This window comes from Ensifer sp. Root954 (assembly GCF_001429005.1).
Taxonomy (GTDB): domain Bacteria; phylum Pseudomonadota; class Alphaproteobacteria; order Rhizobiales; family Rhizobiaceae; genus Ensifer; species Ensifer adhaerens.
Genome location: NZ_LMJM01000051.1, coordinates 24,366 through 38,721, shown reverse-complemented (window position 1 = coordinate 38,721; position 14,356 = coordinate 24,366). Strand labels below are relative to the sequence as shown.

At 57.6% G+C, this 14,356-nt stretch carries 14 protein-coding genes; 9 read left to right on the top strand and 5 right to left on the bottom strand.

Translation table 11 applies throughout. The features are described 5' to 3' along the window. The first annotated feature begins 41 nt into the window (after nt 1–41). The 6 genes from ASE71_RS29545 (at nt 42) to ASE71_RS29520 (ending at nt 6,350) form a co-directional block, all read left to right on the top strand. Nucleotides 42–1,571 (top strand): sugar ABC transporter ATP-binding protein, encoded by a 1,530-nt coding sequence (locus tag ASE71_RS29545; protein ID WP_060521621.1) that lies wholly within the window; start codon nt 42–44, stop codon nt 1,569–1,571. A gap of 10 nt (nt 1,572–1,581) precedes the next feature. After that, on the top strand, nt 1,582–2,523 hold the full coding sequence (locus ASE71_RS29540) for an ABC transporter permease (protein WP_060521818.1): 942 nt from the start codon (nt 1,582–1,584) through the stop codon (nt 2,521–2,523). A gap of 2 nt (nt 2,524–2,525) precedes the next feature. Further along, nucleotides 2,526–3,524: an ABC transporter permease gene (locus tag ASE71_RS29535; protein ID WP_060521620.1), complete on the top strand. Its 999-nt coding sequence runs from the start codon at nt 2,526–2,528 to the stop codon at nt 3,522–3,524. A gap of 65 nt (nt 3,525–3,589) precedes the next feature. Further along, nucleotides 3,590–4,693: an NAD(P)-dependent alcohol dehydrogenase gene (locus tag ASE71_RS29530; protein ID WP_060521619.1), complete on the top strand. Its 1,104-nt coding sequence runs from the start codon at nt 3,590–3,592 to the stop codon at nt 4,691–4,693. Nucleotides 4,694–4,703: 10 nt separating this feature from the next. Beyond that, entirely contained in the window at nt 4,704–5,015 is a 312-nt protein-coding gene (locus ASE71_RS29525; RefSeq protein WP_060521618.1) for a putative quinol monooxygenase, read from the top strand. 72 nt (nt 5,016–5,087) lie between these two features. Beyond that, nucleotides 5,088–6,350: an NAD(P)/FAD-dependent oxidoreductase gene (locus ASE71_RS29520; protein WP_060521617.1), complete on the top strand. Its 1,263-nt coding sequence runs from the start codon at nt 5,088–5,090 to the stop codon at nt 6,348–6,350. 310 nt (nt 6,351–6,660) lie between these two features. Here the strand turns inward: ASE71_RS29520 and ASE71_RS29515 are convergent, their stop codons facing one another. Together ASE71_RS29515 and ASE71_RS29510 are read right to left on the bottom strand one after the other, a co-directional pair. Then, on the bottom strand, nt 6,661–7,362 hold the full coding sequence (locus ASE71_RS29515; RefSeq protein WP_060521616.1) for a FadR/GntR family transcriptional regulator: 702 nt from the start codon (nt 7,360–7,362) through the stop codon (nt 6,661–6,663). Between the two features lie 144 nt (nt 7,363–7,506). Beyond that, nucleotides 7,507–8,298 carry an SDR family NAD(P)-dependent oxidoreductase gene (locus ASE71_RS29510; protein ID WP_060521615.1) on the bottom strand — a complete coding sequence of 264 codons (792 nt, stop codon included), beginning with the start codon at nt 8,296–8,298 and terminating at the stop codon, nt 7,507–7,509. A gap of 132 nt (nt 8,299–8,430) precedes the next feature. Here ASE71_RS29510 and ASE71_RS29505 point away from each other — a divergent pair, with 132 nt between their 5' ends. The 3 genes from ASE71_RS29505 (at nt 8,431) to ASE71_RS29495 (ending at nt 12,084) form a co-directional block, all read left to right on the top strand. Next, complete coding sequence (locus tag ASE71_RS29505) at nt 8,431–9,756, top strand: four-carbon acid sugar kinase family protein (protein WP_060521614.1); 1,326 nt, start codon at nt 8,431–8,433, stop codon at nt 9,754–9,756. Nucleotides 9,757–9,773: 17 nt separating this feature from the next. Beyond that, a complete protein-coding gene (locus tag ASE71_RS29500; protein ID WP_060521613.1) occupies nt 9,774–10,655 on the top strand; it encodes a 3-keto-5-aminohexanoate cleavage protein in 882 nt (293 codons plus the stop codon). 97 nt (nt 10,656–10,752) lie between these two features. Continuing rightward, nucleotides 10,753–12,084, top strand: a complete 1,332-nt coding sequence (locus ASE71_RS29495) for an MFS transporter (protein WP_060521612.1) — start codon at nt 10,753–10,755, stop codon at nt 12,082–12,084. 108 nt (nt 12,085–12,192) lie between these two features. Here the strand turns inward: ASE71_RS29495 and ASE71_RS29490 are convergent, their stop codons facing one another. The 3 genes from ASE71_RS29490 to ASE71_RS29480 form a co-directional block, all read right to left on the bottom strand. Then, entirely contained in the window at nt 12,193–12,549 is a 357-nt protein-coding gene (locus tag ASE71_RS29490) for a hypothetical protein (protein ID WP_244496956.1), read from the bottom strand. A 137-nt stretch (nt 12,550–12,686) separates the two neighbouring features. Then, nucleotides 12,687–13,331 (bottom strand): hypothetical protein, encoded by a 645-nt coding sequence (locus ASE71_RS29485; RefSeq protein WP_060634997.1) that lies wholly within the window; start codon nt 13,329–13,331, stop codon nt 12,687–12,689. A 74-nt stretch (nt 13,332–13,405) separates the two neighbouring features. Then, nucleotides 13,406–14,011 (bottom strand): hypothetical protein, encoded by a 606-nt coding sequence (locus ASE71_RS29480; RefSeq protein WP_156400765.1) that lies wholly within the window; start codon nt 14,009–14,011, stop codon nt 13,406–13,408. Nucleotides 14,012–14,356 lie beyond the last annotated feature (345 nt).

The window sequence follows — 14,356 nt, the reverse complement described above, 5'->3', positions numbered from 1 at the left end:
GAGGACCGCGCCCGTACTCTACTCAAAAGCGGAAGTTATTCATGAGCATGCTTGTCGAAATGGTCGGCATCAACAAAGCGTTCGGCGCGACCAAAGTTCTTTCCGACGTCCGGTTTTCGCTCGAGCGTGGATCGGTGCACGCACTGATGGGTGAAAACGGGGCGGGAAAGTCCACCCTCATGCGGATACTCGCAGGCGTGTACCAGCCGACTTCGGGGAACGTGCGCCTGAGAGGCAAAGAGGCGCACTTCCGCACCCCAAAAGAAGCACGCCTGGCCGGGGTGTCGACAGTGTTTCAGGAGTTCACACTGATTCCGAACCTAACGGTGGCCGAGAACATGTTTCTTGGCCACGAGCCGCGCCGTGCCGATGGTTCGATCGACAGTGCGGAAGTCATCTCGAGATCGAGACATCTTCTCGCTGATGTATTTCCGCAACTCGACGCCGCAGCCATAGTGGAGACGCTGACAGTCGCCCAACAGCAGGCCGTCGAAATTGCCAAAGGTCTTACCTCCAACGCAGATGTCTTCATCTTCGACGAACCTACCGCTGCTCTAAATTCGGCCGATGTCGAGCACCTTTTCAAGGTGATCCGCGATCTTAAAAGCCAGGGCAAGGCTGTCGTGTATATCTCGCACCGAATGAATGAGGTGTTCGAACTCTGTGACACCATCACCGTCATGAAAGACGGGACTTGGGTGAAAACGGCGAAGGCTTCTGACTTCACCCTCCAGTCCCTCGTCGCAACAATGGTCGGACGCGAACTTCAGAATTTTTTCCCACCGCGTGCGACGGAGACAGGAGCCGCGATGCTTGAGGTTTCAGAGCTACGCCTCAATGCAAACGGCCCACCGGTCAAGTTCTCCGTAAGTAAGGGAGAGATCATTGGCTTGGCCGGACTCGAAGGGCAGGGGCAGCGGGAAATCATGCGTGCCGTCGTAGGAATCGAGGACGCCAAGAGCGCTGCAATCAGCCGCCGCGGTCCCGCCAACGAGATGATCCGGGTCGACGTGGGGTCCGGCTTTCCGAAGGCCATAGCATCCGGCATCGGTTTTATTCCCGAAGACCGGAAGCTGGAAGGTCTGTTCCTCCGGCTGCCTATCTACGACAACATTGCGCTCGGCAAACACCTTAACCGGAGAATGGCGAGCGTCGCCTGGCGCTCGGTTTCCAAGGTGCGGGACGTCATAAAGTCGCTGCGCGTGGCTGCAGCCGATCCCGGCGCGCCGGTGGGAAAGTTGAGCGGTGGAAATCAACAAAAAGTGCTTCTGGGGCGCTGGCTGCTGTCGGGCGTCGATATCCTTGTCATCGAGGAGCCAACCCGCGGTGTCGACGTGGGTGCAAAGGCCGAAATCTACCGTCTGTTGCGCGATTTCAGCGATCGCGGCGGCTCTGTCATCGTTTCGTCGCGGGAGCTCGCTGAGCTTATCGGCCTCTGCGACAACATCCTCGTTGTGCACGATCGGAAGATTGTCGGACATCTGGCGGCAGACGAGGCGAGCGAGGAAAGCATCCTCGGCACGGCCCTGGGCGCGCACCCTTCGCATGCTCCGCACGCTGCGATCCATTGAGGAGAAGCAATTGAACACCGTAGCGAATTTGATCAAGGTTCCATATCGGGCTGGCGCGATCCGTCTATCGATCGGCACGCTAATTGTCATGATCCTCGCGTCGATCATCTTTCTTCCCGGTTTTCTAGCCGCCGAAAACCTTTCGAATCTTCTCGCGCAGTCCACGACACTCGTCATCTCTGCCCTGGGGCAGACTTTCGTGATCCTGACGGGTGGGCTCGATGTCTCCGTGGGTTCGATTATCAGCGTGACGACCGCGATAATGACACTCGATTTGCCGTCGTTCGTCCGCATTCTTCTCTGTATTGCGATCGCCACCGCTTTCGGCCTCGTCAACGGTTTCGGAGTCGCAAGGCTTAATGTTCATCCAATCATTATGACGCTCGCCACTATGGGTATCGGGCAGGGGCTCGCGCTTATCGTTTTGCCGATCCCCGGTGGCCGGGTCCCCGACTGGCTTTCCCTTTCCGTAGCTGGCTCGATTGGTCCCGTGCCGAACTCGCTTCTTTGGCTAGTTGTCGCGTCGCTTGTCGCAGCTTGGCTTCTATACCGGCGTCCCTTCGGGCTGTACCTATTCGCATCCGGTGGCAACGACTTCAACGCACGCATGAACGGCGTGCCCGTAGAGCGCACCATTGTGACCGCGTATGTGCTGTCGTCACTGTTCGCGTGTGCCGCGGGGATGTTCCTCGCAGGACGCCTTGCCTCGGGTGACCCGAAGGGAGGAGCCGCTTTTGGCATTGAGTCCGTCACTGCCGCTGCTCTGGGCGGTGTCCACCTTGCTGGGGGCATCGGAAGCATTCTCGGAACTGTCGTCGGCGCGGCAATGCTTGGCATCGTAAATAACGTGATGAACCTCGCTAACGTGTCGGCTTTCCTTCAGTCGGTCGTGAAGGGCGCGCTGCTCTTGGCACTGGTGGTCTCCCAGCGCCGCAAAACAATCGGACTTTGAAGATGGATGCCTCGATGACTACAGCCAATACGAACACTCAAGCGTCGTCGACTCCCTTCAGCGTCAAGCGGACGGTGTTATGGATTCTTGGTCTGCCGCCCGCCTACTACGTGCTTGCGATCCTTATCGCAGTGGCCCCCGCGGTCAGCGCCACGCTGATCAACCCGAACTACTGGTTCGTCATCCTGAAGCAATCAGCGCCCCTCGGCATCGCGGTGCTCGCCCAGTCGCTTGTGATGCGGGTACGCTCGATCGACTTGTCGGTTAGCGGTGTGTTCGCGTTCGCGATCTATCTCGCCAGCTCTGGACTTCTCAACAACTACCCGCCGTTCATCGTTGTGTTGATGCCAATCATCGTTGGTTTGGTCATAGGCCTCGTCAATGGCGTTCTGGTAGCCTACATTCGTGCTTCCGCGGTGATTTCTACACTCAGCGTCTCGGGGATCCTTATCGGCATGGTCCAGTATATGAGCGCGGGTAGGGCACCCGGCTCCACACCAAGTTGGCTACGAGTACTGACGAGCGGAAACGTCTACGGTCTTTCGTATTCCGTTCTAATTTGGATGGCGATGTCGCTTATCGTCGCCACCGCGTTTCGCTTCCTCATCGTCGGCCGTTATTTCAGGGCCGTCGGAGACAATCCCCGCGCAGCTGAAACCACCGGCATCCCGCTCGCCCGCACGATCTTCACAGCACACGTCATGGCTGGCGTTTTGACGGGAGTTGCAGCGCTGGTGCAGGTCTCGGCGTTGGCCGTCGGCACGATCAAGCCGGGTTTCGACACCTTTATGAATGCTCTTGCCGCCACGATCCTCGGCGGCGTGACCTTCGGTGTAGACAGGGGTGGCGTCGCCGGACCTTTCGTCGCCGTCGTGGCTTTCAGCTTCCTCTTCGCGATGTTGACGGTTTTTGGCATCCAGGAGCCCGGCAAGCTCATCGTCCAAGGCGTGATCATCGCGCTCGCCGCAATCATATACGGGATGCGCACGGGACGCGTCTGAGGTCAGAATCAAGCTCGATATACCCTACTCCCGTCAACTGGATGGGAGAAAGCAGGAGAGTGCAAATGGTAAAGATCACCGCGGCCGTCGCCGTCAAACCCAGGGCTCCTTTAGAATTCCGAGAGCTGGAACTCGCTGACCCCGAAGGCAACGAAATCCTCGTCCGGACCGTTGCGACAGGCATCTGCCACACGGACCTGCTTTTGCGCGACGGCATCTTTGGCCCTCCGGCTCCAGTGATCCCCGGTCATGAGGGCGTTGGCATCATCGAAGCCGTGGGCTCGGATGTGCAGAGCCTAAAGATCGGAGATGCGATCGCACTGAGCCAGAGTTCTTGCGGGTTCTGCGCGGACTGCCGTCGTTCTCACCCCATGAACTGCCAGAACTATACCCAGTACAACCTGACTGGCCTCCGACCGAACGGGAAAAAGGCGCTCCTGTGCGACGAGGTTGGGATTGGGAGTAACTTCGTGGGCCAGTCGTCGTTCGCGACGCATATCCTCGCCACCGAAAATAACGCAGCGCGGCTGCCCTCCGAAGATTTCGATCTGACGATTGCCGCGCCGCTGGGATGTGGGATGGCGACGGGGGCGGGCACGGTCATCAATGCCATGAAACCGGAAATCGGTTCGACGATTGCCGTCTTCGGTGCAGGAGCTGTCGGCTTGGCGGCCATAATGGCCGCTAAGGTCCGTCGATGCAGCAAGATCATCATCGTGGACCTCAATCAGCAGCGACTGGACATGGCCATCGAACTCGGTGCCACCCACGCGATCAACGGGAAAGACCTTGACGTGGTCGAGCAGATCCACGCACTCACCGGCGGCGGCGCTGACTTCGCTATCGATGCCGTGGGGATCGTCCCTGTCATCCTCAACTCCATTAAGTGTACGCGGGCAGGGGGGCATGTGGTGCTCCTTGGCCTCGACGCTCTCGGCAAAGACATTCCGATCCCGCTCGACCTCATGGTTTTTAACCGGAAAATCCAGGGCGCGATCCTTGGCGATCAGATTCCGCAACTCTTCATCCCGCAGATGGTGGAGCTAAACCAGGCGGGACTATTCCCATTCCAAAAGCTGATCACGAAGTATCCCTTCGAAAGAATCAACGAAGCGATCGCGGACGCGGAAGCTGGGCGGGTGATCAAGCCCGTTATCGTGTTCAACTAGGAGCCGGCAGATGACATCCACAAAGTCCGACGAGCAGCACCTTATCGTAGAGTTCAAATGCGAGACGCCGAACCGCGACCGCGTCAAGGAACTGTTGCAGGAATTCATAGGCCCGGCTCGGGGAGAAGACGGCTGTCTATACTACGACCTTTATCAACGCGCCGACGATCCGAACACGTTTTTCATCCTTGATGGCTGGTCGAGCCAAGCTGCGGCCGCTGGGCACGGCGAGCATCCGAACGTGAGGAGAGTGCTGGAGCACCTCCTGCCGCTCTTGGTCCGTCCGCCGTCCATTATCGTCAGCAAACGTATCAGCGACTGATCCTGTCCGTTTTCGGACGATTAAGACGTGCTTCCAGTAGGCGCGTCTTTCAAACTAACAAACGGAGAGAAGATGGATCATCGGGTCGTAATTGTTGGGGGCGGATTTGCCGGACTACAGCTGGCTAAGGACCTCAAATGTCCGGAAACCAACGTTACGATCATAGACCGACGAAACCATCACCTCTTCCAGCCGCTGCTCTATCAGGTCGCCACAACGGTGCTTGCTACGTCGGAAATCGCTTGGCCAATCAGAGCTGTTTTTCGCGGCCGCAAGGATGTCCGAACCTTGCTCGGTGAAGTCGTCGGTGTCGACGTGGAAAATAAGCTTGTGAAGATGAAAGACGGGCACGCCGTCCCCTACGACACCCTGGTCCTCGCCACTGGAGCGCGCCATGCCTATTTCGGCCGTGATGATTGGGAACCTTTCGCTCCGGGCCTGAAGGCGCTTGAAGACGCGACTACGATCCGCCGACGCCTTCTCTTGGCGTTCGAAAAGGCCGAGCTCGAGACGGACCCCGATGCCCGCAAGGCGTTGCTCACGTTCGGCATCATCGGAGCGGGACCGACAGGTGTGGAGATGGCGGGCATTATCGCTCAGCTCGCGCACCGTACGCTCGTCGAGGAATTTAGGAGCATCGACACGACGGACGCGCGAATCCTCCTTATAGAGGCTGGGCCGCGCGTCCTTCCGGTGTTTCCGGAAACACTGTCGGAGTACGCGCGGAAGTCACTGACGGGGATGGGCGTCGAAGTGCGGACGGGCCGACCTGTCACTGCTTGCAATGAAGACGGAATTTCTATCGGAGAAGAATTCGTCGCCAGCCGGACCGTAATATGGGCCGCCGGAGTGCAGGCGTCCAAGGCTGCCGTTTGGATCGGAGCCGAACGAGACCGGGCAGGCAGGGCTGTTGTCCAGCCGGACTTGACCGTTGATGGGCATCCGGAGATTTTCGTCGTGGGCGACACGGCCTCCGTCAAAACGGCGGAAGGAAATCTGGTTCCGGGGATTGCTCCGGCGGCCAAGCAGCAAGGAAAATACGTTGCAGCGGTTATCAAAGCGCGCCGGCTGCAGTCGCAAACTCCGCCGCCCTTCAAATACAAGCACCTTGGTAACTTGGCGACCATCGGTCCGAGCTCGGCGGTTGTCGATTTTGGAAGGCTGAGGCTAAAAGGTTGGATCGCTTGGTGGATATGGGGTCTGGCACACATCTACTTCCTAATCGGAACTCGCAGCAGAATGGCCGTCGCCCTGAACTGGCTCTGGGTCTTTGTGTCGGGGCATCACTCCGCGCGCCTTATAACTCAGAAGGAAACTCTCAAGGGCGAGGTGTGAGGGGCCGGGCGGATGAGTAGCATCAGCGACGGCCCAGGGATGGGTTCTGGAGCCAGCCACGTTTCATGATGGCGGCGATCTTGCGTCGTACCGATACTCCCACCGGCGGAGCGATATAGTGCCTGCTTGGATTGAGTATCGAACCCGCGGTGTCGGCCTGTTCGCTGTCGGCACTTCCCTAAGTCGATCGCAGGCCAGAATGCAGTCGACCAGGATGCCGGAGACCTGGGTTAGGCCGAAGCCGGGACGCCACTCTTACATCGGCGTGAGAATCGAAGAGGGTGATGAGCCGTACGCCAATGTTTGTGTTCTACTCTTGGTCAAGAGACTGCTTGAAATGCTTCATGTTGGCGTCGACGCTCAAGCGGCTTGGTACCCCAACTTCTTGGTCGACGATGGACGCATACATCTGCTCATGCAGATCCACGGCGCGAATTCGTCCACTCACGTCCAGTGACTTCTTGACCCAAGGGGCCACCATATTGAGGACGAAGTCGGCGACCGTCACGATAAGCTTGTTCCCCGTCGCCTCATAAATCGCGCGGTGGAAATCCAGGTCGGCCTTCAACATGTCGTCCAAGGAAGCGTCTGGCTGTTCCGTCAGGGCCTTTAGTCTGTCGATACATTCGCGCATTTTGGTAAGGTCGGCATCTGTTCGACGTTGTGCCGCGAGTTCGGTACAGTTGCGGTCGAAAATATCCCGCAGTTCCATAAGCATCTCGGGAGTGGAATCCTGAAGATAAAGCTGGAAGAGATTCAGCGGCAACGCTGGAGCACCCTGTTCCCCACGAACGTAGCTTCCATGACCGTGCCGGATGTCGATCAGACCAGCGACGGCAAGCGTCTTCATCGCTTCGCGGATCGGAGTTCGGCTGATACCGAGCTGTTCGGCCAGGTCCTTTTCATTGGGGAGCTTGTCGCCGGCCTTGAGATTGCCCTGGGCGATCTCCTGGGTAATATAATCCAACGCGAATTCGACTCGCGTCTGATATTTCTTAGTTCCGTCCAGCACTTGGCGTTCCTTTCAGCATCCCAACTCCACTCCCCAGTAGAGTCGGGGTGGTCGTTATACGTTATACCACCCCGCCAAATACACCTAAGAGAAATGTTGGGCGCCGGCAACACCAACCAATTGTTGATGTGCCTGCGAGAGCGCCTATCGTTCGTCGGCGAGTTTGGTTGAGCTCTTGGGATCGAACGGGAACAGTAGGCCCGCCGCGAGGAACCCGCCGTCAACGTTCAATGTATGCCCGGTGATGTAGCGAGCCTCATCGCTGGCAAGGAATACGGCCGCGTCCGCGATTTCTTCGGGCTCTCCGTAGCGACGTTGTGGAACAAGCCGATGGTATGCCTCCCGGGTTTCAATCGTGTGCATAGTGCGGGACACTTCGGTCAGGATCGGCCCAGGTGCGATGGCGTTTACATTGATCCCGTAGTCAGCGAGTTCAACCGCCATCACTTTGTTGAGAAGCTCGACGCCCGCCTTCGAAGCGCCGTAGGCGGACCGACCCACCCCGCCTTTCTGACCGGAGAGCGAGGCGATGTTTACGATCGACCCGCTTCGACGCTCCGCCATAGTCCGGCCGACGGCCTGTGATACCAGGAAAGTGCCGGTCAGATTGATACGGACAACCCTTTCGAACTCCTCCCTGGAGCTTTCGAGGAACAGCGTGGTAGCTCCGACCCCGGCATTGTTGACGAGGATGTCGATCTTGCCGAACTTGCTAAGTGTCTGACTTACAAGTCCATTCACGTCTTCGTCGACTGAGATGTCGGCGCGCACCGCAAGTGCCGCCGATCCGATTTCGTGAGCGGTGGCTTCCGCAGCCTCCGCATCGCGGTCGCACACTACGACCTCTGCGCCTTCACGGGCAAAAGCTACAGCGATGGCCCTGCCAATGCCTCGCGCCGCACCCGTTACAATTGCCGTCTTCCCATTCAATCGCATTGATGACCTCCCGAAAAATAGCTTCGATCAAACCAAAGGTATGAGGTATGATCTTGACCTCGATATGATCCTTCCCTATGAGTAATGTCAAGTGCTGGAGGTCGTATCCCAGCGCGACCGGGAGGAGAAAACATGCACGCGAAGAGGCCGCTCGTTGGCTTTTATGGCGACGACTTTACGGGGTCGTCGGAGAACCTCGCTCAGTTTCATAGGAGCGGCCTCAGGGCGCGGCTTTACCTGAAGATGCCGCCCATCGATGCGCTGCGCGAAGCAGCGGCACACCTGGACGTGGTGGGCTTTGCCGGAACTGCAAGGGCGCTCAACAACACCCAGATTGCCGAGGAGGTGAGCCCGGCCTACGAAGCGCTTCGCGCTTTGGGCTGCACCTTCCTTCAATACAAGATCTGCTCAACGTTTGACTCGGCCGCGCAGGTCGGCAACTTTGGCTACGTCGCGGAAACCATCGCTCCCAGCGGTTCTGACCTCGTTGTACTCGCGGCTACGCCCGATTTCGGTCGATACACTGCGTTCGGCAACCACTATGCCAAGTTCGGGGCCGAGATCGTTCGCCTGGACAGGCACCCGAGCATGTCCAACCATCCTCGCACTCCGATGAAGGAGGCGGATCTGCGCCGGCATCTGGAGACCCTATGTTCTATACGGTTTGCGAACATCCTTCTGCCGGAAATCCGAGATCGAGATGTTCTGGTGGATCGTCTCAGGGAGCTCCTTGCCGAAGGCGCAGGCGTTATCTTCGATGGTGTCGAAAACCGCGATCTTGAAAATATCGCTAGTGCGTTGTGGGAGCGTCACCAAAGCCGCCCGGTTTTCGCGGTCGCCGCTCAGGGACTGGCCCAGCATCTAGGCAAGCACCTTGCGGACAAGAAGGAGCGTTCGGAACTCATCGAAGTTCGAACTGCAATTTCTCCATCGTCGAATCTCCTGGTGCTGTCAGGAAGCTGCGCCATCCAGACGGGTCGCCAGATCGACCTAGCAGCGCAGTCAGGTTGGGCGACCATCCACCTTGATCCGCTAGAGTTGGGCGACGAGCGAGCAGTCAATCAAAAGATCGACGTTCTGAAGCCAGAGATCATGACGAACTTGGCGGCCAATCGACCTACGATCGTCTACACTGCCCGCGGAAATGACATGGATCGGGCGCGCTTTGAAGACATCCCACCACAGCTCATTGGCTTCGTATATGCCAAGCTCATGATCGCAGCGCGGAAGCAAGCGGGCATCCAACGCGTGGTCTTCGCCGGCGGCGACAGTTCAAGCTATGCCGTTCGCAACAGCGACGCGGAATCTCTGACCATCAAAGTCTTCGACCGGGTGCAGCACGGGCATCTCTGCGAACTGATGGGGGGCGGGCTCGATGGGCTCGAGGTTCTCCTCAAGGGGGGGCAGGTTGGTGACGATGACTACTTCATCCGCGTTCTTCGCGGCACAGAGAAATAGAATTCCGGGGGAGTGAGATGAAGAAACTTATCCTTGAGGCTCGCATCAACGAATATGCGATGCGTGACCACAACAAGAACGTCCCCTGGACCTCCAATGAGATCGCCGAGACGGCTGCGCGCGTACGTGAAGAGGGTGCGTCGATCCTCCATTTTCACGCACGCATGGTAGACGGCCAGCCGCTCAACACGTTCGAAGCGTATGACGAGATTATCCGGAAGGTCAGGGCGAAGTCGGACATCCTCATTCTACCCACCCTCGGCTTCTTCTCGAACGATACCGACGCTCGCAGCCGCATCGACAACGTAGTTCGACTTGCGCAAGATCCAATCACGAAGCCTGACATCGCTCCCATCGATACTGGGAGCGCAAACCTGGAAGCCTACGATGGCGAGGAGCGTGGCATTTCGTTCGCAGAGCGCATCTATGTGAACACGACTGACTCCCTGATGCACTATGCTCGCGAACTGAAACGGGCGGGTGTGAAGCCCAAAATGGTCAGCTGGTCGGTCGGCTTTACCCGGCGGGCCCTTATGCTCATGGACATGGGGTTGATCGAAGAGCCCGGCTACATGTTGTTCCACATGACGGACGGCAGGGTTATCACAGGTCATCCAGGGACGGTTCAGGGACTGGAGGCGCACCTCATGTTCCTTCCCTCGGACCGGCCGATAGAATGGACGGTGAACGTTCTTGGAGGCAATCTCCTCGCCCTGGCAGATACCATTGCCCGTCGAGGCGGCCATTTGGCGATGGGCATCGGTGACTATCCCTACCCAGAGCTTGGTCATCCGACCAATGAAGTGCTTATCCGCGAGACGGTGCGCGTCATCCGCGCTGCAGGACGAGAACCTGCAACTCCGCAGGAAGTTCGGGAAATGCTCGCCTTGGATGCCTGAGCTATGAAGCGGCGCGACCGGGAGGAGGTTGCGCCGCTATTCCAATCGCCAATTCTAAAAAAAACCGGGCGTACCTTCGTCCGGCAGGGAGGTATTTATGTCAGTTAATACGGCGGCAGACGGTCGCGGCGTCGCGACGGCGGCGTTTGACGAGAGTGTAATGCGTCGCGTGATGTTCGCGAGTATCTTCGGAACGGCGCTCGAAGCCTATGATCTGTACCTGTTCGGAACCGCGGCCGCACTCATTTTCGCTCCGCTTTTCTTCCCATCGACCGATCCGAACGTGTCGCTGCTGCTGTCGCTGACCACGTTCGCAATTTCGTTTGTCGCTCGTCCCATCGGATCGATCGTCCTTGGTCACTACGGCGATAAGCTGGGGCGAAAGAAGCTGCTTTTCCTCACTCTCGTCGCGATGGGATTGAGCACAGCTGCCATCGGTTTTCTGCCGACCTATGCGAGCGCGGGTTTCATCGCGCCGCTCCTACTGTGTGTCTTCCGCTTCATTCAGGGTTTTGCCTATGCGGGAGAATACTCGGGCGCAGTGATCATGTTGCTGGAACATGCGCCGGCAAAGCGGCGCGGTTTTTATGCAGGTCTCAACAACATCGGCCCCGTGTTCGGCTTTGTCTTCTCGTCCGCCATGTTCCTTGGGACGAACTACCTCATGGATGAAGCCGACTTTATGTCCTGGGGCTGGCGGATTTCCTTCTTGGCCAGCCTTCTCCTCTTGGCGGTGGGAATCTATGTGCGTAGCCGCGTGCCGGAGTCCCCGATGTTCGAGGCGCGCAACGCAAAACGCACTGCCAACGAGACCAAGAAGCTGCCAATTTCGGCACTTTTCAGGAATCATCCGAAGATGCTGCTTCTAGCGAGTGGTGCGAACATCTGCCATTTCGCGACGTTCTATACCTTCACGGTGTTCAGCCTGAGTTACGCGACGAAGACGCTCGGCATGACCCGCGCGGAAATCCTGCTGATATCGATGCTCGCGGTCTCAACCCACCTGTTCGCAATTCCCTATGCGGCAGCCAGGTCGGACCGTCTGGGTCGACGGAAGTGCCTGATGCAGGGCTTCGTATTCATTTTCCTCAGCATCTATCCGTTCTGGCTGCTGTTCAACACGGGTATGTTCCTGCCGATGTTGGCGGGTTCGTGCTTGCTGATGGTAGCCTATTCGGCGGTATACGGGGTGATTCCGTCCTTCACGGGCGAACTGTTTCCAACGGATGTCCGTTTTTCCGGTTCGGCGATCGCGTACAACATGGGGGGCATCATTGGCGGCGGACTGGCTCCGTTGTTGGCTGCCGGCCTCGTCGATCATTATCAGTCCGCATATCCGACAGCTGCGTTTGTAGCCGGTCTTGCGCTCTTGTCGCTGTTGTGCACAGCGTTGCTACCGGAGACCGGCCAGCGTGACATAAGCAAGTAGTCCAACGACGCCGCACCGTTCTATCGGTGCGGTGGTTTTTTCAGCCATTGTGGGGACCGTCTATCGCTTATCGCTTCAGTCCGCGTGGAAGTGACATCGGCCCCAACGTCACGTCTGTTGCGAGATTTCACGAAGCACGCGTGGAAGCCATTCGTGACCGGAATCCGCATCATGGCGTGCGTGCCATGCTTGAACGACTCGGAACGGCGGGATCTCGACCACTAGGTCCGAGGAGTCGACCAAATACGGTGCCATCAGGAAGTGTCCGACGGTAACAGCGACTTTTCTCTTCAACCCGCGCTCCGCCAAGAAGCTATCCACGTAGCCATGCGGATTGCCGCTGGTCGATACCTGAAGATGCCGCAGCGATAGATAGCTGTCGAGATCGAGTGCGCCGGCGAGGGCAGGGTGATCGCCCCGCCCGGCACAGACAAAATCCTCCTCGTAGAAAAGCTCTTCGCGCATCCGAGACGGAGGCTCCTCCAAAAGAAAAGGGTTTGTGAGGAGATTTTTACGATCAGGAGCCGGTTCAGCCTCCTGATCGTAAGAAGTGTGAGTGCCACACGAAAACATCACTTGGATTGACTCGTCGCGACAACGACTCAGGTATGACCGACAGTGGCCGGTCGATTTTGGGCCCGATACATTTCCCTCAGCAGCAGACCTACAAAGCCGATAGCTACGATTAACATGACCGAGGCAAGTACCGGTTCGATGATGGGTTCATAGGTTGGGCCATTGTTCGATGCGCCTTCAGTCAACCGGTAGGTATGATCCCAAAATCCGGCTGGAACTTCTGGTCTGCTCCAAATCCCCTGGCAGGGAGTTGCAGGGTCCGGACGACATACCATCGCTCTGCGTTCGAGTATTTGCCAGAAGTGGTACGCTGAACCCAAGGGGAACAAGATCAAAAGCAGGAACGCTAAAACCTGAACGACAACGCCAGGTTTGCTAGCGGGCGCGATGTCCAGCAAGCGAAACGGGAAGGCGGAGGCCGCCGATCCAGATTCGCCTCGCGCGTGTATCCAGGCTAGGAAAGGTATCGCCCAGAAAAACAGGGCAATCGCTCGGAGGCCATGGAGAGCGTAGCCTACAGGCGTAATGTTCTCGGCGGCCTTGAATTCGATGGGAAGCGTGATGCCCAGAGAAAACTCTGCCTTTTGAGTTCCTCCGTACATGTTGAAGACGAACACGAATATGAGCAGCGCTGCTGTCATCCAGATGGTTCGCAACGTTGATTGAGACATAGCCTACTCCAGGCGTGCGTGAAGAACCGAACAAGGCTGGTGATGACAGTCACGTCCTATGTCTTAGGTCAGGCCTACTCACAGACAGCGGTTCCGAGTGTGCAAGGCACGTTCAGCTGCGTTTCGTTATTTCTGGCAAGCCATGGATGCTCGCCTCTTTTGCGACATTGAGGATATTTCTGCTGCCATCCGGGGCTTGCCTTAACCCACGTCACATCGAAAACGGCATTCACCCTGGTATCGGTTCCAGCTTTAAATGGCACCGACATGTACCAAGCAAGTCCATCCAGGTCGCTAACGCCCGGCGCAACGCGAAGCAAAGTCGTATTGAACGTAGTGTCGCCGTGAGTTTCTACGCCCTTGTCGCCCGACCCCATATTCGGGTTCGCGGGTGCGGCATAGCAAATCGTATACCCGACGGGTGTCTGGATCAGACCTTTCATGTCTTGCTGGCCGCCTGGCACAATCAGCTTCGCCGCCCCCGCGATGCCGGCACTGACTTTGCTGGGATCACAGCCGAAGTATGCGCACGCGGCGGCAACGAGGGCTCTGCCTTCGTCGGTGTCGAGTTCTTGCCCTGTTTTCTGGAACACGTTCAGCTTGTCGTGCTGAACCAGCACATCGTATCGATTAACGAGGATTTCCTGAGAGTTGGCGGTCGCCGCCGAGAGGATTTCCAACCCTAAGAGTCCAAATGCACAAAAGTACCTCATCGACCATCTCCTTGGTTCCAGATTTAGCATTGGCTAATTATACAACTTATAGTGTTGGATGCACTTGCCCGATTTTGTTATCCGGCCCGCGATGGGCTAACCAGTTTGTGTTCCCGATAGCGCTCAGAGGCGATCGCTTCTCGAGAGGCTTTCGCGCAGAGCCACGTTCGGCAAACTCCGTCGCAGCCTACCCGAGCAGCGGACGCATTTGACGGAATTGACCTAGTGAATTCTCAAATGTGATGATGAAATCAATCAGTTGTGGTGATGACGCGGAATAGTCTCGGCGAAATCGACGACCACCGCTAAATC